The following is a 19,195-nucleotide window of genomic DNA, read 5'->3' on the forward strand; positions in this document are numbered from 1 at the left end:
GGAGGACGATCATGGACCCGACCGTCCTCGCCTGGGCGCTCGCCCAGCCCGCTGGCACGCGCGCCGCAGTCCTGGCCGCCGCCTTCACCGGCGGCACCACGCGCGTGACCTTCGACGGGCGCACCGTGGAATACCGCTCGCTGGAAGAACTGGGCCGCGCCCTGTCGGTCCTGCACGCCGCGGAGAACACTGCGGCCCGCCGCCCCAGCGTGACCTTCGCCAGCTTCTCCCGCGAGGGCAGCAGGTGATGGGCCGTCTCCGCGATGCATGGCACGCGCTCCGTGGTTATGCCGCGGCGCAGGACAGCCGCGCCTCGAGCTGGGCGGCCTCGGGTGGCAACGCTACGGCCGAGGTCGGCGCCGCTGCCCCCACCGTGGCACGCCGCGCCCGCGACGCCGTCCGCAACGACCCCTACGCGGCCCGCATCGTCGATCTGTGGACTGGAAATGCCGTCGGCGCTGGCATCACCACCCGCTGGCCAGACAAGCCGCACGCCGAGGCCTGGCGGCGCTGGTCGGACAGCACCGCCTGCGACGCCGAGGGCCGGCTCGACCTCTATGGCCTCCAGGCTCTGGTCATGCGCGCCGTCGTCGAGAGCGGCGAATGCTTCGTCCGCCTGCTTCCGGCCGACATCACGCCGGCCAATCCGATCGGCCTACGCCTGCAGGTGCTGGAGAGCGACCACCTCGACGTGGCACGTCAGGGCGTCATCGAGGGCGTCCCCACGCTCCAGGGCATCGGCTTGGGCGAGGCTGGCGAGCCGGTGGGCTACTGGCTGCATCGCGTGCATCCCGGCGCGTCCTGGGTTCTGCCGGGCGGCGCCACCTGGTTGAGCAGCCAGCGTGTGCCAGCCCGCGACGTGCTGCACATTTATCGCAAGCGCCGCCCCGGCCAGCTGCGCGATGTCTCCTGGCTGGCGCCGGTGCTAACGCGCCTGCGCGACCTCGGCGACTACGAGGCCGCGCTGCTAATGAAGGCCAAGATCGAGGCCTGCCTGGCCGCGGTCGTCTCGGAGGATGGCGACGACGCGATGACCGGCCCCGCCTCGGGCCTGCTCCGCGACGCGCAGGGCCGCACTGTGGAGAGCTTCGAGCCGGGGATGATCCTCTATCGCCGCGGCATGGGCAGCGTGGAGGTGGTGAACCCTTCCGGCGGTGGCTCCCACGCCGCCTTCGCGCGCCGCGCGCTGGAGGCCTCCGCGGTGGGCACCGGCCTGACCTACGACCAGGTCGCCGGCGACCTCACGCAGGCGAACTACTCCAGCCTGCGCGCCGGCAAGATCGAATTCCGCCGCCTCTGCGAACAGGTGCAGTACGGCATGCTCATCCCGATGCTGGTGCGGCCCGTCGCGGACCGCTTCCACGCGCAGGGCGCGCTGCTCGGGCTGTGGGGCGCCGAGGTGCCGGACGGCCTGTCCCACGTCCCGCCGGCGCACGAGATGATCGACCCGCTCAAGGACACCACGGCGCTGATCGCGCAGGTGCGTGCCGGCTTCGTGCCGCAGCCCGAGGCGGTCGGCGCCTTCGGATACGACTTCCGCCAGGTGGTGGAGATGATCCGCGAGGCCAATGCCTTGCTGGATGAGGCGGGCCTGTCGCTCGACAGCGATCCCCGCCGCGTCGCCAAGTCGGGAGCGGCCCAAGATGCCGCCCAGCTCGCCGCCATCGAAATCGCCGCCACCGGTGCTGCCTCGCCGCGCACCGAGCCTGCCCCAGGAGCATACCCATGATCGCAGGCGCCTACGACTGGACCGATGACATGCTCAAGATCAAGAGCATGCAGAAGAAGTTCCGCGACAGCTTCAACGGCACCGAGATCAACCCGGCCCGTTGGGAGATCGCGGCGACCGGCGGCGGCATCACGCACACCGTGGCCGATGGCGCAGTCACCATCTCCACCGGTACCACGCTCGACGATGAGCTCACCCTCACCAGCCGGACCACCTTCACCATCCCGCTCCGAGTCATGGTGGCGGTGAACATGAGCCAGCGCATCGTCGGCCAGTCCGTCTGGCTCGAGCTGGTCAGCATCGACCCCACCACCGCCCAGCCGGACGGGCGCAGCGCCGCGGGCTGGCGGCTGGATGGCGCCAGCGCGACGCTCGCGAACTACGAGGTGCAGAGCGAGGGCGCCCCGCGCCTCGGCAGCGCCTCCGGCAGCACCATCCCGACCACGGCCCCGGCCGGCTGGTCGGTGCTGGAGCTCGAGCCGACCAACGACGAATGCTACTTCCATGGCCGCCTGCTCGACACCACGGCGGCGCGCTCGAATTCCTATGTCCGGCACCAGCAGATCCCGGAGCCGAATGCGCTGTATCGGTTCCGGATCCGGGTGCGGAACCGCCAGTTCATCAGTGGCGTCTCGGCGGTGGCGAACAATGGCGGTGGCGCGGTGCGTATCACCCGCGCGGCGCATGGCTTTGTCACCAATGATGTGGTGACCGTCGCCGATGTCTCCGGCGTACCCGGCGCGAATGGCACATTCACGATCACGGTGATCGACGCGAACAGCTTCGACCTCGTCGGCTCGACCTTCACCGGCGCTTATCTGAACACCGGCTGGGCTTCGGTCTCGCGCAACCTCGCGCCGGCCTCGAACACCGACATCAAGGTCCAGTTCGTCACCATCGCGGACTATGCTGAGCTGACGACGGAGATCACGGCGGGCCGCGGGCAGTCGGTCGCTGGCCAGGGGCTGGGCGTGAACGTGCTCAGCACCGTGCCGCCGACGGTCACGCCCGTGGGTGGTCAGGCGCGCAACACCAGCGGCGCCGTGCCGATCCTGGCCGCCACCGGCTACTCCGCCAACCCAGTTGCGGTGACCACGGCGCGCGGTGTGGACCTGCTGGCGACGCTGATCGGGGCGCTGGTGACCAAGCCCTACGCCATCCCTGAGGCGGACTGGCAATACGCCGCCGCCGCGGGCGGGATCATCAACACCACCGACGTGGTGCTCCGGGCGGCGGCCGCGGCCGGCATCCGGAACTACGTGACCTCGATCGACATCCGCAACGCGCACGCGACGGTCGCGACGGAGGTGGTGATCAAGGACGGCGCCACCGTGATCTGGCGGCAGCTGCTGCCGGCGGCGATGGCAGCGCCCGTGGAGATCACCTTTCCCACGCCCCTGCGCGGCACCGCGGCCACGGCGATGAACGTCGCCTGCCTCACCACCGGCGCACAGGTCTACGTCAACGCGCAGGGCTTCGCCGCGCCGTAGCGGCGCTGCCCAGGAGAACGCCTCATGACCGAGCCGATCGAACCGGAGGGGCCCAGCCCCGCGCCGGATCGAATGCCCGACGCTGGGCAATCGATCACCGCCTGCCGCGCGCTCGCCGCGCCCGTCACTGTCAATCGGGCAGCCCGCACCGTCGAGGTGGTGTGGTCCACCGGCGCCCGGGCCCGCAACTTCGTGCCGCCCTATGGGCCGATCCTCGAAGAACTCGACATGCGCCCCGAGGCAGTGCGCATGGATGCGCTGCGCTCCGGGCGTGCGCCCGTGCTGGACACCCACCGCCGCGCCGGCACGCGCGACGTGCTCGGCCGCGTCACCGCCGCCCGCCTCGAGGCCGGACGCGGCTACGCCACGCTGCAATTCAGCGGCGCCGATGACGTCGAACCGGTCTGGCAGCGCGTCGCCGACGGCACGCTGCAATCTGTCAGCGTCGGCTACCGGGTCCACCGCTACGAGCCGCGGCCCGACGCAGCAACCGGCCAGACCATCCACCGCGCCGTGGATTGGGAGCCCTACGAGATCTCGATCGTGCCCGTCCCCGTGGACGCAGCCGCCGTCGTCCGTGGCGAGGGGGACCAGGGCACCCCCGCCACCGCCATCGAACCAGCCCTGACCATCCCCGAGGAACCCACCATGCCCGAGACGACGCCGGCTTCGCCGGATCCTGCGCCGGCGCCGCCCGCGCCGCCCACCATCCCGCACCAGGAGGTCCCCGTGACCACGACGCCCGCCAGCACCCCGCCCGCCGCGCCGCCCGAGCCGACCCGCGCCATGCCGCCCACGCCTGACCTCGACGCCATCCGCGCCGAGGCGGAGCGCGCCGCCGTCGAGCGCATCGCCGGCTATGAGCCGGTGCTGGCCGCCGCCCGTGGCCTGGTGACCGCCGACATGCTCGACACCATGCGCGAGGCCGCCATCCGCGACCGCGTCTCGCCCGAGGTGCTGCGCGGCCGGCTGTGGGAGGCCTTCACCAGCGGCGCCGCTCGGCCCTCCCTGCCGGCGCGGCCGGACACCGGCCCGTCCAACGAGGACCCGTCGCAGCTCCTCGACGCGATGGCCGAGGCGCTCGCCGCGCGAACCATGCCCGGCTACCAGGCGCCGGCCACCGGTCGCCACACCGAGTTCCTGGGCTGGCGCCCCTCCGACATGATCGGCGAACTGCTGCGCGCCCGCGGCGAGCGCAACGTGCCGCGCAACCCGACCATCCTCGCCGAGCGCGCCTTCCACACCACCAGCGACTTCCCGGCGCTGCTCTCCGCCGCGGCCAACAAGATGCTGCTGGCGGCCTATGCGCCTGCGGCGCCGACCTACCGCACGCTGTTCCTCCGCCGCGATTTTCGGGACTTCAAGCCGCACCGCCATCTGCGGGTCGGCGACTTCCCGACGCTGCTGCCGCTGTCGGAGAATGGCGAGGTCCAGGCCGGCACCATGTCCGAGAGCCAGGAGCTGGTCTTCCTGCAGACCTTCGCGCGGCGCATCCGCGTCACGCGGCAGATGCTGGTCAACGACGATCTCGGCGCGTTCACCGATTTCGCCTCCATGATCGGCCGGCGCGTCGCCGACTTCGAGAACGCCACGGCCTATGCGCTGGTGAACAGCGCGGCCGGCGACGGCCCCACGCTCATCACCGGTGCGGCGGCGGTGTTCGGCACGGCAGCGGCGCGGGCCAACAAGGCGGGCGCCGGCACCGCGCTGGACCTGCCGAACCTGGCGCTGGGCCGTGCCGCGGTCATGCGCCAGAAGACCCTCGACGGCCTGCCCATCGCGGTCGGCGCGCAGATGCGCCTGTTGGTCGGGCCGAACCAGGAGCTCGCCGCGCGGCAGCTTACCGTATCGGTCCAGGCGACGCAGACCAGCAACGCGAACGTCTATGCGGGCTTCGTGCAGCCGCTCGTCGAGCCGCTCATCCCGGCGAACCGCTGGTACCTGTTCTCGGATCCGCTGGCGGCACCGGTCTATGTCTACGGCTACCTCAATGGGGCGGAGGGGCCGCAGGTGACCACCGGCAATGTCCAGGGCGTGGATGGCGTCGAGGTCTCGGTGATCTTCGACTTTGGTGTCGGCGCCATCGACTGGCGCGGCGCCTGGTTCAACCCGGGCACCTGATCCCGGCTCCTCCCTTCCATCGTGAACCCATGCAGAGGCCGCCCCACCGGGCGGCTTCTGCGTTTCTGGAGACCTCATCCCCATGCGCAACTATGTCCAGCCGGGCGACAGCCTGGCGCTGGCCGTCCCCTATGCGGGCGGCGTCACCTCCGGCCAGGGCGTCCTGGTTGGCGCGCTCTTTGGCGTGGCCGCCGTTGATGGCGTGCAGAACGCCGTCATCGAATGCCAGACCAAGGGCGTCTTCGACATCACCAAGGAGCCGGCGCTGGCCATCACCGCCGGCGCCCGCGTCTTCTGGGACAACACCAACCGGCGCCTCACCACCACGGCCACGGGCAACTTCCAGGTGGGCCTCGCCACGGTGGCGGCGCTGGCGGGCGACGCCACGGTCCGCGCCGTGCTGCTGCGTGTTCCGGCGTCCGGCGCATGAGCCTCGATCCGAAGGCCACGCGGGGCTATCGCAACCGGAACCCGGGCAATATCGAGCACGTCACGGCCAACATGTGGCAGGGGCTGGCCGAGCCGCCCTCGGACGGGCGCTTCTGCCGCTTTATCAGCCATGAGTTCGGCATCCGCGCGCTGGCTGCGCTGCTGGTCACCTACCAGGACCGGCACAAGCTGCGGACGCCTCGCGCGATCATCGAGCGCTGGGCGCCCAAGGTGGAGAATGACACCGCCGCCTATATCGCGGTGGTGGCGCGGCGGATCGGGGTAGGGCCGGACGATGCGATCGACCTGCATCGGTACGATCACCTGCGCCCGCTGGTCGAGGCCATCATCCACCATGAATGCGCCGGCCTGACCTATCCGGCGCCTGTGATCGATCGCGCCCTGACCCTGGCCGGCGTTCCGCCCGCCGCGCCGGCAACGCTCCGCGAGGTGGCGGCGGCCACGGGAACCGGCCATGGCGCGGTCCTGGTGGGCGCGGCGGGCATCGCCACCGCGGTGGCGCAGGCCGCACCGGCCATCCAGGCGCTGGGCACGCTGGCGCCCGCCGTCGCCATCGCGGTCATCGCCGCCGCGGTGGTCGGCGTGCTCGCCTGGCGGCTGCGGCGGCCAGCGTGAGCGCTTTCACCGCGGCCATGGACGCGTTGGCCGCGGATCCGAACATCGGTGCGGATGCGAGCTATCGCGCAGGCGGGACCGGTGCGCCGGTCCTGCTCCGCGTGTTGCGCTCGGCGCCGGACCGGCTCGGCGATGCCTTCGGCACCAGCGTCATCCAGGCCTCGGACGTCCTGACCGTCGCCATCGCCGTCCTGCCCACCGTGGATGCCGACGACACCTTCACCCTCGCCGCCGACACCCTGATCGTCCAGCACGCCGAGCGGGACGCGGCCGGCATCGCCTGGCGCGTCTTCTGCCGCCGATAGGAGCACTGCCATGATCGACCCCGAACGCATCGGCGGCATTGTCGGCGAGGCGCTGCTCGCCGGCGCGCTCGGTGCGCTCGGGGCGATGGCACGCTTCTCCTCCACCGACCGGCCGCTACTGACCCGCGCCTATCTGCTGCACGCGCTGGCCGGCGGCAGCCTCGGCACCGGCGCCTGGCTGATCGCGCACGCGTTCGAGCTCGACGGCTGGTGGCTCTTCGCTGTCGCGTGGCTGGCCGGCACGCTCGGCTATGCCGCGCTGCACGACCTGCTGCTGCGCATCCTCAGCCGCAAATTCGGCGGGCGCTGATCCATGCGGCTTGGTGCCAGCATCGTCGGTGATCTTCGCAAGGTGCTGGCCGATAAGGTGCGCGCCGGTGAGCGCGCGGCCATGACCGCCATCCGCGCCGAGACGGAGCAGGTGAAGGCTGAGTTGCGCAGGCAGGTCACCACCGCCTTCTCCGGCAACGCCCGCGGCATCGCCAATGCCTGGCGGTCGATGATCTTCCCACGCTCCGGGCAGTCGCTGCGGCCTGCGGGGCTGGTGTTCACCAAGGTGCCGAACGTCATCGACGCCTTCGAGCGCGGCGCGCTGATCCGCGCCAAAGGCGGCGGGAAGTTCCTCGCCATCCCGACCGGCTTCAACGCGGCGCGTGGCAGGCGTGGCCGCGGTGAAAAGGGCATGCGGGTCACGCCGGCGCAGATGGTCGCCTCCGGCCAGGCCTTCCTCCGACCGTTTAAGTCGGGCCGGGGCTTCGTCTGGTGCCTGCCACTGCGGCAGGGTGAGCAGACCGGGCGGCGGCGCCGGACCCGGCTTGTGGCCGGCGGCGTCACCGAGGTCGGCACGGCCAACCGCAAGGGGCGAGAGGCCTGGGCCCGCGGGCTGCTGGAACAGGGGATGGTGCCAATGTTCCTGCTACTGCCCCAGGTGAAGCTCGCCCAACGGCTCGACGTGCGCGGCGCGGCTGAGCGTGGGCTGCGCCGGCTGCCGGGGCGCTTCGTGGCGGCCTGGGAGCGCGAGAGCGGGAGGGCCGCGTGAGCGCGCGCGAGACTGCCATCGCGGCGCTGCACAGCCGGCTCGTCACCTCGCTCGCAGTTCGGAACCCCGCGCCGATCGTGCTGCGCGGCGAGACCGTGCCGCAGCGCATCCCCTCGGGCGGCATCGTCATGGTCCGCGACGGCGAGACGGTGGAGGAGACGCCCATCCTCTCGCCGCTGGCCTGGCAGGTCGAGCAGCGTGCCGAGATCGAGGTCACCGTCGCCGGCACCGCGCCCGCCGCGCGCAACACCCTGCTCGACGCGCTGCTGGTGGATGTCGCCGCAGCCATCACCGCCAACCGCACCCTCAGTGGCGCCGTCGAATGGGCGCAGCCCGGCGGCGCGTCCTTCGAGGATGTCGAATTCGAGGGCGCTGCCGCGGCCCGCGCCGCCGCTGTCCCCGTCACCCTCTGGTTCACCGTCGCCGGCTCGCCGCTGGCCTGATCCCCCTCCAGGAGAAAGCCCATGCCCCGTGCCATCGGCGCGAATTGCCGCCTGCTCATGCTGCCCGAAACCACGTATGGCACCGCGCCCGGCAGCAATTGGCGGCGCATGCCGTTCCTCTCCTGCGACCTCGGCGCCGAGCAGCCGCTGCTGGATGCCGACGTTATCGGCGTCGGCAGCAACCGGGACCCTGCCGCGCCCTTCCTCGACACGGTGACCGTCGCTGGCCAGGCGGTGGTGCCGGTCGACCTGATCAACATCGGCCATTGGCTGCGCCTGCTGCTGGGCGCGCCCACCACCACCGGCACGACCAACTTCATCCACACCTTCGGCTCGGGCGCGGCGTCGCTGCCCAGCAACGCGATGGAGATCGGCTATCCCGATGTGCCGTCCTTCGACGTCTGCACCGGGGTGCGCGCCGACACGCTGGAGATGGACTTCACGCCGACCGGCGCGGCGACGGCCACCTTCGGGCTGCTCGGCCAGGGTTCGGTGCGCACGGGTGCCACGTCAGGCGGCACGCCGACCAGCGCCGCCTACACGGCCTTCAACAAGGCGCAGGGGAGCATCACCCGCAGCAGTGTGGCGCTGGCGCAGGTGACCGGCGCGCGGCTCATCTATGCCAACGGCATGGAGGCGGTGCGCACCATCCGCGCCGATCGCCGCGTCGAGGGCGTGGATCCCGGCATTGCGCGCTGCACTGGCCAGATCACCGTGCGCTTCGAGAACACGACGCTGCTCGCCCAGGCGCAGGCTGGAACAGCGGCGGAGTTCGCCCTGGCCTTCACCATCGATGCGAACCGTAGCCTCACGATTGCGCTACACGAGGTCTATCTCGCACTGGCCAAGACCCCGATCGAGGGGCCTGCCGGCGTGGAGGCCAGCTTCGACTTCAGGGCGGCGTTCAACGCCACGGCGACGCGGATGATGACGGCGGTGCTGCGGAACCAGCAGGCGGGGACGGAGTATGCATAATGACTGCCGACGTTTCTGAGACTGGATAAGAACAAAAGGCCTAGGCATGGCTCCCTTTGGGCGCTGAACTAACCAATTCACGTTGGGTCAGTGCGGGTGAGTCAGGATATAAGTTAAAAGGGAGCTGTGCTTTAGTGACAGACGAAGCTCTCTTTCTTCCGCATTATTAACCTTGAAGTTAACAATCGTAGCGTTCCAACTGAATTTTTTAGTTCTTGGTATGGTAGGCCTGCACGCGAGGCTGTTCCTGCCCGGGGGTCGCACGGGTCACGGTCGACTCGAAACAGGTCGCCGCATGTCTCCAGTCGCCGGAGGGCCCTAGCGATGGTGCGCGGCTGCCGAGATAGGCCCAGCGCCCGGGTTCCCTTAGCTTTTTCGGACTGTGATGCGATGCGTTCTAACCGCGTACAAGGATGTTTGCCGCATGCCGCAAGGGGGCCTCGTCCGAAGTGTGCCTCAATATTCAAACGGAGTAGAAATGCTCGAACCGAGCTACATTTTTCGGATAGGCGATGCTACCGTCCAGCTATGCTGTTGTTGCACATCTCCGATATCCACTTCCGGGCACCCGATTGCGTGAACCCGGCGCTCGACGCTGACCGACCGTTCCGTACGCGGATGGTCCAAGACGCCCGTGCGCGAGCAGAAAAGCTCGGGCCTGTCAGCGCTATCCTGATCGGCGGAGACGTCGCGTTCAAGGGAGACCCACAAGAGTACCAGGCAGCGTTCACTTGGTTCAACGAACTGGCCGAGGCCTGTGGCTGCCCGCTCGAGCGCGTGTTCGTCATTCCCGGCAACCATGACGTCGACCGCAGCGTGATCACCCGTACCCCTGCGACCCGCAATGCGCAGCAGGCGATCAGGCAGGCGCCAGCCCATAGCCGAGAGCGCGAGTTAAGGACACAGTTCAGCGATCCGGAAACCGGCCGGGCGTTGCTTGCGCCCCTTACGGCCTACAATGAATTCGCCAAGCTCTTCAGCTGTCAAGTCTATCCGCCCGAGCACCTCTTCTGGAAGCAGGACCTTTCGCTCGGGGACGGCGTGCACCTGCGCATCTATGGCCTCACCTCGACCCTGCTCTCAGGAGCCGGCGGGCGGGACGATGGCCGGGAGAGCCTGTACCTCAGTCCGCTCCAAACCGTACTTGACCCGGTCGATGACGTTGTGAACTTGGTTCTGTGCCACCATCCCCCTGATTGGTTCATGGACCAGGATGAAGTTCAAGACGCCTTCTGCGCCCGTGCCGCCATCCACCTGGTGGGTCACAAGCATCGGCAACGTGTCACGCAGGACACGGACTACATCCGCTTCGCCGCTGGAGCAGTGAATCCCGATCGGAACGAGAGCGGCTGGCAGCCTGGCTACAACCTCATCGACGTCAGCGTGACCGGCTCAGGCTCAGAGCGGGTGATCGAGATCGAAGCTCACCTCCTGCAATGGCAATCGAATCCAGAGCAATACAGACCTGTCCTCACCCGCCAGGGAGAGCCGGTCGTCCGGCACCGAATAAGCATTCCTACGCGGACACATAGGATCGCGGCAACTCGCGACGCGGCCCCGATCCCAGTGGCGGAATGCGAGGTCGCGCCGGCAGACGCTGACGTGGAGGCCGCGATGAGCGATGCAAGCACGCGCAATCTGGTCTTCCGGTTCTGGAACATGACAGTCAGCCAGCGCCGCGACATTGCATTGCGCCTCAAGTTGATTGAACGAGACGAGCTGCGCCTACCTGAGCCGGAACGATATGGCCGCGCGCTATTGCGCGCCGGCGAGCGTGGCCAGATCGAGGCGCTCGCCCACGAGATCGCACAAGTAGAGGGCAGATAATGGCGAACGCACAGCTGCCAGCGATGCATGCTGATTTCCCGCGCTGGCACACGGCGATCGGCCTGGGGGACGACGAAGCCCGCCGACAGGCTCGCTGGGCGGGCGTGAGCACGATCGCAGCGGACGGCGATTCGATGAATATCGAAGCGCTGCTCCGGCTCGCTTACAAGAGCCGACAACCCGCTGCCGCTGCCCAGGTCGCGAAGATTCGCGAAGCCTACAAGGTCGCGGACCCCGCGTTCGAGATGAGCGGGAACGACCGGGAGATGCAGGTGCTTGCAGGCGCCGCCTTGGCGGAACTGATGAATCGTGGGGGCGTGGCGGGAGCCGAGGCTGCACTTGCGGTGAGCGGCGCCGCGCTGGGAGGGGCGCGTAAGGCCAACCTGCCGATCGACCTCCTGGTTCTGGCCGAAGATGCCCTCGACAGGCTTGCGGATTCCGCTCGAACACGCCCCTCGCTCAAGATGCACACCCAGACCGAAGCGCCGAAGCTCGATTTCGCGAAGGCGATCGCCAAGGCCCAGGAAGCCCCGAACGGGCCGGGGTTCGCCGAGGCTCTTGTGCTGGCTGCCGAGGCAACGCGTGCTGCCTTGACCATCATGACGCGGCGGCAGACTAGCGCCGTGAACGCTTTGGACGCGTTCATAAGTGTGCAGGACGAAGAGCTGCAGATGCTGTGGTGGCTCATCGGCCAGCGCAGCGAGGATCTCGACTGCGCCTTCGATGCGGTCCCGGATGCTGCGCAAGCCCTAGTGTTCGCTAAGGAATTGGCTGGTCACACTAACGAGTCCCCGGGTCCCCCATCGATCAAGGGCATCTTGTCGCGGGCCGGACTCAAGGAACGCCGTAAGTTCCCGCTCGCGACAGCGATCAACGCAGTCGACCCGGCGTGGCTGGCGAGCGTCGTCCCTGAGAAAGAGCTTTCCCCCGTCTCGACCCCGATTCACTTTGGCATCAAGCGGCAACTCGAGACGGGGGCCGGCGACGCGTGGGTCGCCGGATGGGCGGCGGCTGTCGGCGTCCCGCCAACGCTCGCTTTTTCGCAGCTGGCCCTCGGCGTCCAGTTCTATCGGGAACGCCTGCTCGTCCTGTTCGGCGATCAGTGATCAGCATGGCCGATGGCGAAGAAGTTGATGATCGGGTTCAATGCGCCAACGCGGATTGCCGCGTGGCCGAAGATGGCAAGTGCGTCGAGGGCTTCGAACTCGTATCTTGTCCACATTACGGGCGCGCGGCAGCCGAACCGGATCAGGCGGCCGTTGATTCCGATGAGCTCGAGGCAACGATCGCGATCGGATTGCCGGGCGCAGATACCTTGACCCCGGACGACGTGTCCCACCTCCTCCGCGCCGGCGAGACGCGGGTCATCGCCGTTATCGGGCCGAGCGACGCAGGAAAGACCAGCCTGATCGCCAGCCTATACGATCTCTTCCAGGACGGTCCGGTGGCCGGCGTGGGATTTGCTCGATCTCGCACGCTGCACGCGTTCGAACGAACCTGTCACGACGCGCGGACTGCCTCGCGCCGAGGCGTCCCGCACGTCAGTCGCACCCCACGCGGCAACGTCCGCTTCTACCACCTCGATCTTACCGGCGGCGTCGCTGGCGAGGCGCTCGCGCTCGCCTTGGGTGACCGGGCCGGCGAAGAGTACCGCGGTGCGGCCGACGATCCCTCAATATCGCGAAGCTTCGCCGAAGTACGAAGTGCCGATTCGCTTACGCTGCTCGTCGATGGGGAGCGGCTCCTGGATGCAGGCGCGCGGCATAATTTGCGCAACGAGCTCACCTTGATCCTCCAGGCGCTCGTCGACGAAGGGTCGGTGAACGCCAGGCAACGTTTGGCGGTGGTTCTGACCAAGCTCGATGCGGTGCAGACCGCAGCAGAGGCGGCCCGCGCGGAAGCTGACTTTCAATCGTTACTCGCCCAGCTCCGCCGCCTCTTCGGGGCTTTGTTCGCTGACATTTGCCCATTTAGGGTTGCGGCCTCACCGAAGACGGACGCTTTGCCACGTGGCACAGGTGTTTCAGAACTCATGACCTTCTGGCTGGAGCCTTCAATCGCGCCCGTTGCTAATCGCGCAAATCCGCCGAACTACGCCCGAGCTTTCGCTCGACTGCGCCCGGTCGCTGAGCCGGAGGCCGAAGCGTGAGCGATCAGTCAGTGATCATCATCGGTTTGCCGGAGTCAGGGAAGACAACTTTCCTGGCCGCACTGTGGCACCTGATCACCGATCGAGACGTCGAGACGAAGTTGCGGTTCCACACGCTCAAGGATGGCGACGCGACGCATCTCAACGAGATCGCCGCGCGATGGCGGGACGCCAAGATCCAGGATCGCACGGCGGTCGGCGGAAGTCGGCTGGTCAGCATGAACTTAAAAGACGCACAGAACTCACCGGTTCGGGTGACCTTCCCTGATGTTCCGGGCGAGGCATACCGGCGAATGTGGGAAGATCGAGACTGCGAGCCGGAGATTAGGGACGTTCTGCGCGCTGAAGGCGTCCTACTGTTTATTCACTCCGATGCGATCGCGCCACCGAGGTGGGTGGTTGACGAGGTTGCCCAATCTAGAGCGCTCGGCCTTGAAGTGCCGGACGGCCAACAGGCACCTTGGCATCCGCGGCTCGCTCCGACACAGGTTCAGTTGGTCGACTTGTTGCAGTTGCTACGAACGCCGCCGCTCGATGTCGGGCCGCGCAAGCTTGCCATCATGCTGTCGGCTTGGGACAAAGCCGAAGGAGAGGAATTGGCGCCTTTCGCCTACGTCGAAGCCAAGCTGCCGCTGCTAGCTCAGTATCTGCGGGGCGGTGCGGACGGGTGGAGGTTCCGTATCTATGGCGTCAGCGCGCAGGGCGGCGACTACGATCCCGTCGACTTGGCCGCGGCGCGTCGGCCGGAAGCTGAGGCGCTGCGCCGGCTGGATCGGCCATCAACGCGCATCCGTCTCGTCAGCGCCGGGCCAGAAAGCCACGATTTAACGGAGCCACTCGCATGGCTCATGGAGTGAGGCGCGCCCCGACGATCAAGGTTCATCAGTCACTCCATGGCTACGCCGACGGCCACCGGCAGCTTGCCGTTTCGGTGCCAATCAAGCCCAAAGACGCGAAGACGATGCTGGTGCTCAGCGATTTGTCGGGGCCAGGAGCCTCGATCGACGCCGCCGGATATCTCACCGGGTACCCGCTGACCGACTCTAAAATGTATGCGTTCGCGCGCACTTGGCCGGCCCCAGAGATGTCGCGCCCCGGCTGCGTCTGGACTCACACACTGCTCCTCGACTTCGGCGATATCGCGACTCTGAGCGACGCGTCGGCGGTCTTGGCGCGGTTTCGCAGACCGGAGAACGGAGACAGCGCGGCGTACACAATGACATTAGAGGTGCCAACGGGTTCCGACGCCGCTCCCGTGCCGGTCGATGCGGGGCCCTATGCGCGAGCGCTGTTGGCAAGCCTGTACGGCAGCCCTCGCAAGCGAATTATCGCGCCTCGCACGGTCAGCAGCGACGTGGACGCGCTCGTCACGGCTCTCTGGGGACAGCAATGGCCGCGGCTGAGGCGGTCCTTCCGATTCTGCACGTTTGCTTTGGCGGATCGCTCGACGGAAGGAGGTGTATTCGATCTTCAGTTCCTGCCGTCCCTAGATAGGAGCGTGCGCATCCGTTTCCCGAACGCCGCGGAGGCAACGGAGCAAGCTGAAGATGACGAGAAATGGCTGGGGGAGGCCCTAGCAGATTTGCTCGCACCCGATGCGCGTGACCTGCGAACCTTCCTGCGACGGATTGGAGGGGACGTCGCGTCGGGGCGTAGCGCGTTCCGGCCGCTCTGTCGTCTCCACGGACTAGTCAACTCGTTCGCGACTACCCCGGCATCGATCGACGCCGCGATCTCCCTATTGGAGGTCGAGCTTGGCTCCGCCCAAGCCCGTGCGGCGAGGAGTTTGGTCGCGTCCGCCGCGCTCGACCACACAGATCGTCTTGATGGCGCCGCAGTGGATTTCATCGTCCGTAACCTCGACTTGGCTGACTTGGCGAACGTGGCGAGGAGCGGCAGAGGACTCGGCGCTCGAATCTGGAAGCAGGACCCGACCCTGCTTGTTGATATGCTCGAGGGCAGCGAACGCCAACAGCTTGTAGCCAGAGACACCCTTGCCGATCTCGATACATCTGATTTGTTGGCTGGGCTTCGGGCGAGTCAGGGGGCGGCTGAAAAGGCCCTGGCGCTCCGCCCAGATTTATTGATTTCGGAGGGACTCTGGCGCGCTAACGTCGTTCCCATTGATCTGGCCTTCTCGACGCTCGCCGACGCACCGGAGCTGCGCCAGCGCGCTGTCGACGCAATGATCATGGCCGGCCGCGATGATCTGAGTACGCGCGCTCTCGGCGAAGTAGGCGCATCCGGGCTGTTGCGGCTAGTCGCACGCCACCACGGGGCGCAGGAACTCGACGGTAGTCGACTACAGAACTGGTTGCGCCCCGCACTTTCTGACCCAGGCACGGTGGCGGAGTTCCTGAGCGAGAAGACAGCCCCTTCGTGGTCCGTTCTCGCCGCGATAGCGGCATTTTTGCCACCGGATGCCGTCCCGAATGACTACGGTGCCGATCCTTGGCTTATTGCTGTACGCGCGGTGGCAGAGTCTCAGCGATCGGAACCTCCCGTTTTTCTGTCGGCGTACCTCTTGAGTCGAGCACTCGGATTTAAGTCTCGCGATCCCGGCGAACTTGCCCAGATTGGATTCGAGCAAGTTCACGATGCGGCCAGCCGTGATCAATTACCAGAAGATGCCTGGCACGTGCTCCAGACCCGGCTACCGTGGTCGTTCAGTTGGTTAGACTGGGACCGGTGTCCGCGCATCCGCGCAGCAGTCGCTGACCTTTTCGTCGATCGTGATTTATCACCCGACGTTTTTGCGCAAGTTGCTGCCAATGATCGCCTTTTCAGCATGCTGATAGATACGGTCGCTCGGCGCGGGCGGGGTCGCCGGTATCTCAAAATTGTGCGACGTTGTATGCAAGAAATGGAGAAAATCTCATTCAGTAACAAGATCCGAGCTATTGATGCAGTAATCAAATAAATAATCATCTTATCGTTGATTTGATTTTTTGTTCTATATTAGACTTGACTAGCAGTAGCTCAGATCAGCGCGGCATCGAAAGTTGCCAAGTATGCGCTCCGGTATCGACGGACCTTTAGGGCGAAGATAGACCCGTTCTTAGCCGATCGGATTTTCAGCCCGACTGATTTTCCCCCAGAGCTCGGCTCGATCAGTGCGTGCCTGCGCCACTGGGGATACCCGTGCCCAACAGCCCTGGAGACCCTCATGCTCACTCTCGACCTTCCGGTCGAGCCGTACTGGCTCGACCTGCCGCGCGGCGTCCGCGTGGAAATCCGCCCCGTCACCACCGCCGTGATGGCCGCCGCCCAGGCCGGCTCCGCGCGCCGCCTCGGCGCGCTGCGAGCCTCCGAGGCCGACCTCGACCCCGACATGGCCCGCGGCCTGGCCTTCGCCTTCCTCGTCAAGGCGCTGGCCCGCCACGCCGTCACCGCCTGGGAGGGCGTTGGCGACGCCGCCGGCAAGCCGCTGCCGCTCTCCCCCGAGGCGGTCGAGCGGCTGATGGACATGGACGAGATGGCCGCCGCCTTCTGGGATCGCGCCACCGGCCCCGTCGCCACCGTGGCGCTGGAGGGAAACGGCTGAGGGCCCGCGCCGAATGGCACTTCGGCCAGGGCCCTGACTACTGCCGCGGCTGCGCGGCGCTCGATCGCGACTGCGGTCTCACCTGTCCCTACGCCGCCCACGCGCCGGCCAGCGTCGAGGGTGCCGCCGTCTGGGCCGCCGGCACCGCCTGTGCCGGGGCGACCATGGCCGGCCTCGACCTCGACATGCCGGCCGCACTCGCCACCGCCCGCGAGATGGGCGCCTCCGGCTGGGCAGCCGCCGAGTTGCTGCTCGCCATGCGCATGGGCCTCGCCGCCGGTGCCGCCGCGCACCGCACTGATCCCCCCGGATCCTGACCACCCGACCAACGCAGGAGGCGTGACGCATGGCTGACGCCACCCGCCGCGTCTCGGTCCGGCTGTCGCTGGACGACGCCGCCCGCGTCAAGCAGGAGCTGCGCGAGGTCGGCGAGACCGGCCAGCGCAGCCTGGAGCGCATCCAGGGCGGCGCCGATCGGGCCTCCCGCGCGCTCGACCTGCTCGACGTCGCCGTGCGTGGCGTGCAAATCGCCGGCCTCGCCGCCGGACTGCGCGCGGTGGTCGTCGCCGGCGACGCGCTCACCCAGTCCATGGGCCGGCTCAACACCGCGCTGGGCTCCGTCGAGCGCGCCGGCGAGATCTACGACCGCCTCTATCGCGACAGCCTGCAGACCGGCGTGGCGGTGCGCGAGAGCGTGGACGCCTTCGCCCGCTTCTCGATCGCCGCGCGCGAGATCGGCGCCACCTCCGACCAGGTCGCCACCCTTGTCGGCGGCCTCCAGCGCATTGCCATCGCGTCCGGTGCCAGCCAGCAGGAAATCGCCTCATCTACCCAGCAGCTCGCCCAGGCGCTCGCCTCCGGCACGCTGCAGGGCGACGAGCTGCGCTCCATCCTGGAAGGCCTGCCAACGCTGGCGCAGGCGCTGGCGCGCGAGCTCGGCGTTTCCATCGGTGAGCTCCGCAAGCTCGGCTCCGAGGGCAAGCTCACCGCCGACACGGTCTTCCCGGCCCTGCTGCGCGCCGTCGAGCGGCTGAACGGCGAGTTCGAGCGTGCCCCGCTCTCGGTCGGTCGCGCCTTTGGGCAGCTCACCGCCGCGGCCGACCAGTTCCTGGCCCGGCTCGACCAGGCGATCGGCCTATCCAACGCCCTGGCCCGCGCGCTGTCCGGTGCCGCCCGCGTGCTGGACGGGGTGCGCCGCGGCTCCGGCCTGCTGCTGCCCAGTGAGCAGGAGGCGGACCGCCGCGCCCAGGCCGAGGCGCTGCGCGCCCAGATCGCCCGCCTCGAGGCGGAGAACGACGGTCGCGACAGCCTGCGCTCGCAGCCGCGACGCGGCAGCATCCGCGGCGGGCTTGTCGGCACCGCGCAGCAGCAGGCCGGGGTGGACCGCGCTGCCCGGCTGGAGGAGCTGCGCCGGCAGTACACGGAACTCCAGGAGGAAATCACCCGCGGCGAGCAGGCCGCCGGCGAACGCCAGCGCACGGAGCAGGAGGCCGCAGCTGGCCAGGCCGCCGAGGCGCGCCGTCGTCGCACGGCCGCCGATGCCGAGGAACTGCGCAAGGCGCTCGACGACCGCTTTCGCATCAACAGTGAATACGACGACCGCGTCCGCCGCCTGCGCGAGGCCGAGGCCGCGGGCGGCATCACCGCAGCCGATCGCACGCGGCTTGAGACGCTTGCGCTGCGCGAACGCGACGAGGCGCTGCGCCGCATCGAGGGCACCACGCGGCGCGTGGCGACCATCCCGCGCCCCGACCGCGAGGCCGAGCGCGAGATCAACGACATCATCCGCGAGCGCGAGCGACTGATCCAGAACAACGAGAACGCCCAGGAGCGCTACACCCGGCGCCTCGAAACCCTCGGGCGGTTGGTGGAGCGCTCCGAGCGCATCGGCCGCCCCATCCCCGACGAGACGGTCTCGCGCGAGGCCAATGCCGCGCTGGAGGAGCTGGAGCGCAGCCAGCAGCGCGTCCAGCAGGCGACCGAGCGCACCAGCAACACGGCGCGCGAACTCGGCCTGACCTTCTCCTCGGCCTTCGAGGACGCGATTATCAAGGGCGAGAGTTTCTCGAAGGTCCTCCAGGGCATCCTGCAGGACATCGCCCGCATCGTCGTCCGCCGTACCATCACCGAGCCGCTGGGCACGGCGGTCACCTCCAGCCTGTCCGGCTTTGACTTCGGCTCGATCTTCTCCGGGATTGGCTCGGCGCTGGGCGGGCTGTTCCGCGCCGAGGGCGGGCCGGTGGCGGGCGGCCAGCCCTACATCGTCGGCGAGCGTGGGCCCGAGTGGTTCGTACCGAACCGCAGCGGCACGGTGCTGCCCAACGGCATGGCGCCGGGTGGGCCGGTGATCAACCAGAGCATCACCATCGATGCGCGCGGTGCCGATGCCGGGGTCGATGCGCGGCTGCGCGTGCTCTCGGCACAGATCGTGCGGCAGGCCAGCGCGGCCACGCTCGACGCTATCCGCCGCGGCGGCAGCGCCACCTCCATCGTGCGTGGATAGGGCAA

At 68.3% G+C, this 19,195-nt stretch carries 19 protein-coding genes; all 19 read left to right on the plus strand.

Annotated elements, in window-relative coordinates; translation table 11 throughout:
* The first annotated feature begins 11 nt into the window (after positions 1-11).
* The 19 genes from GT007_RS09445 (at position 12) to GT007_RS09530 (ending at position 19,190) form a co-directional block, all read left to right on the plus strand.
* Positions 12-248: a phage head-tail joining protein gene (locus GT007_RS09445; protein WP_160121350.1), complete on the plus strand. Its 237-nt coding sequence runs from the start codon at positions 12-14 to the stop codon at positions 246-248.
* Complete coding sequence (locus GT007_RS09450; RefSeq protein ID WP_160121351.1) at positions 248-1,729, plus strand: phage portal protein; 1,482 nt, start codon at positions 248-250, stop codon at positions 1,727-1,729. Before GT007_RS09445 ends, GT007_RS09450 begins: the two co-directional genes overlap by 1 nt.
* Entirely contained in the window at positions 1,726-3,219 is a 1,494-nt protein-coding gene (locus GT007_RS09455) for a ubiquitin-activating E1 FCCH domain-containing protein (RefSeq protein ID WP_160121352.1), read from the plus strand. The genes GT007_RS09450 and GT007_RS09455 overlap by 4 nt, the downstream gene beginning before the upstream one ends.
* Before the next feature lie 156 nt (positions 3,220-3,375).
* The gene (locus GT007_RS09460; RefSeq protein ID WP_236571579.1) at positions 3,376-5,340 is read left to right on the plus strand and encodes a prohead protease/major capsid protein fusion protein; all 1,965 of its coding nucleotides are present in this window, start codon (positions 3,376-3,378) and stop codon (positions 5,338-5,340) included.
* A gap of 82 nt (positions 5,341-5,422) precedes the next feature.
* Entirely contained in the window at positions 5,423-5,770 is a 348-nt protein-coding gene (locus GT007_RS09465; RefSeq protein WP_160121354.1) for a DUF2190 family protein, read from the plus strand.
* Positions 5,767-6,405, plus strand: coding sequence for a structural protein (locus tag GT007_RS09470; protein WP_160121355.1), 639 nt, complete (start codon positions 5,767-5,769; stop codon positions 6,403-6,405). The genes GT007_RS09465 and GT007_RS09470 overlap by 4 nt, the downstream gene beginning before the upstream one ends.
* Positions 6,402-6,710 carry a head-tail joining protein gene (locus tag GT007_RS09475; RefSeq protein WP_160121356.1) on the plus strand — a complete coding sequence of 103 codons (309 nt, stop codon included), beginning with the start codon at positions 6,402-6,404 and terminating at the stop codon, positions 6,708-6,710. The genes GT007_RS09470 and GT007_RS09475 overlap by 4 nt, the downstream gene beginning before the upstream one ends.
* A gap of 10 nt (positions 6,711-6,720) precedes the next feature.
* The gene (locus GT007_RS09480; RefSeq protein WP_092963389.1) at positions 6,721-7,020 is read left to right on the plus strand and encodes a hypothetical protein; all 300 of its coding nucleotides are present in this window, start codon (positions 6,721-6,723) and stop codon (positions 7,018-7,020) included.
* Between the two features lie 3 nt (positions 7,021-7,023).
* A complete protein-coding gene (locus GT007_RS09485) occupies positions 7,024-7,749 on the plus strand; it encodes a DUF6441 family protein (RefSeq protein WP_160121357.1) in 726 nt (241 codons plus the stop codon).
* Positions 7,746-8,192 carry a hypothetical protein gene (locus GT007_RS09490; protein ID WP_160121358.1) on the plus strand — a complete coding sequence of 149 codons (447 nt, stop codon included), beginning with the start codon at positions 7,746-7,748 and terminating at the stop codon, positions 8,190-8,192. The genes GT007_RS09485 and GT007_RS09490 overlap by 4 nt, the downstream gene beginning before the upstream one ends.
* Before the next feature lie 21 nt (positions 8,193-8,213).
* Positions 8,214-9,167, plus strand: a complete 954-nt coding sequence (locus GT007_RS09495) for a phage tail tube protein (RefSeq protein ID WP_160121359.1) — start codon at positions 8,214-8,216, stop codon at positions 9,165-9,167.
* A gap of 528 nt (positions 9,168-9,695) precedes the next feature.
* Complete coding sequence (locus GT007_RS09500; protein ID WP_160121360.1) at positions 9,696-10,994, plus strand: metallophosphoesterase; 1,299 nt, start codon at positions 9,696-9,698, stop codon at positions 10,992-10,994.
* Entirely contained in the window at positions 10,994-12,100 is a 1,107-nt protein-coding gene (locus tag GT007_RS09505; protein WP_160121361.1) for a GTPase-associated system all-helical protein GASH, read from the plus strand. Before GT007_RS09500 ends, GT007_RS09505 begins: the two co-directional genes overlap by 1 nt.
* A 5-nt stretch (positions 12,101-12,105) precedes the next feature.
* Entirely contained in the window at positions 12,106-13,143 is a 1,038-nt protein-coding gene (locus tag GT007_RS09510) for a TRAFAC clade GTPase domain-containing protein (RefSeq protein WP_236571583.1), read from the plus strand.
* Positions 13,140-14,000 carry a TRAFAC clade GTPase domain-containing protein gene (locus tag GT007_RS09515; RefSeq protein WP_201451851.1) on the plus strand — a complete coding sequence of 287 codons (861 nt, stop codon included), beginning with the start codon at positions 13,140-13,142 and terminating at the stop codon, positions 13,998-14,000. Before GT007_RS09510 ends, GT007_RS09515 begins: the two co-directional genes overlap by 4 nt.
* Positions 13,985-16,063 carry a GAP1-N1 domain-containing protein gene (locus tag GT007_RS09520; protein WP_160121363.1) on the plus strand — a complete coding sequence of 693 codons (2,079 nt, stop codon included), beginning with the start codon at positions 13,985-13,987 and terminating at the stop codon, positions 16,061-16,063. The genes GT007_RS09515 and GT007_RS09520 overlap by 16 nt, the downstream gene beginning before the upstream one ends.
* A 246-nt stretch (positions 16,064-16,309) precedes the next feature.
* Positions 16,310-16,687: a hypothetical protein gene (locus tag GT007_RS09525; RefSeq protein WP_160121364.1), complete on the plus strand. Its 378-nt coding sequence runs from the start codon at positions 16,310-16,312 to the stop codon at positions 16,685-16,687.
* 164 nt (positions 16,688-16,851) lie between these two features.
* Positions 16,852-17,004 carry a hypothetical protein gene (locus GT007_RS22180; RefSeq protein ID WP_201451852.1) on the plus strand — a complete coding sequence of 51 codons (153 nt, stop codon included), beginning with the start codon at positions 16,852-16,854 and terminating at the stop codon, positions 17,002-17,004.
* A gap of 29 nt (positions 17,005-17,033) precedes the next feature.
* Positions 17,034-19,190 carry a tape measure protein gene (locus tag GT007_RS09530; RefSeq protein WP_160121365.1) on the plus strand — a complete coding sequence of 719 codons (2,157 nt, stop codon included), beginning with the start codon at positions 17,034-17,036 and terminating at the stop codon, positions 19,188-19,190.
* Positions 19,191-19,195: the final 5 nt, after the last annotated feature.

The sequence above is a fragment of the Rhodovarius lipocyclicus genome, assembly GCF_009900765.1.
GTDB classification, from domain to species: Bacteria; Pseudomonadota; Alphaproteobacteria; order Acetobacterales; family Acetobacteraceae; genus Rhodovarius; species Rhodovarius lipocyclicus.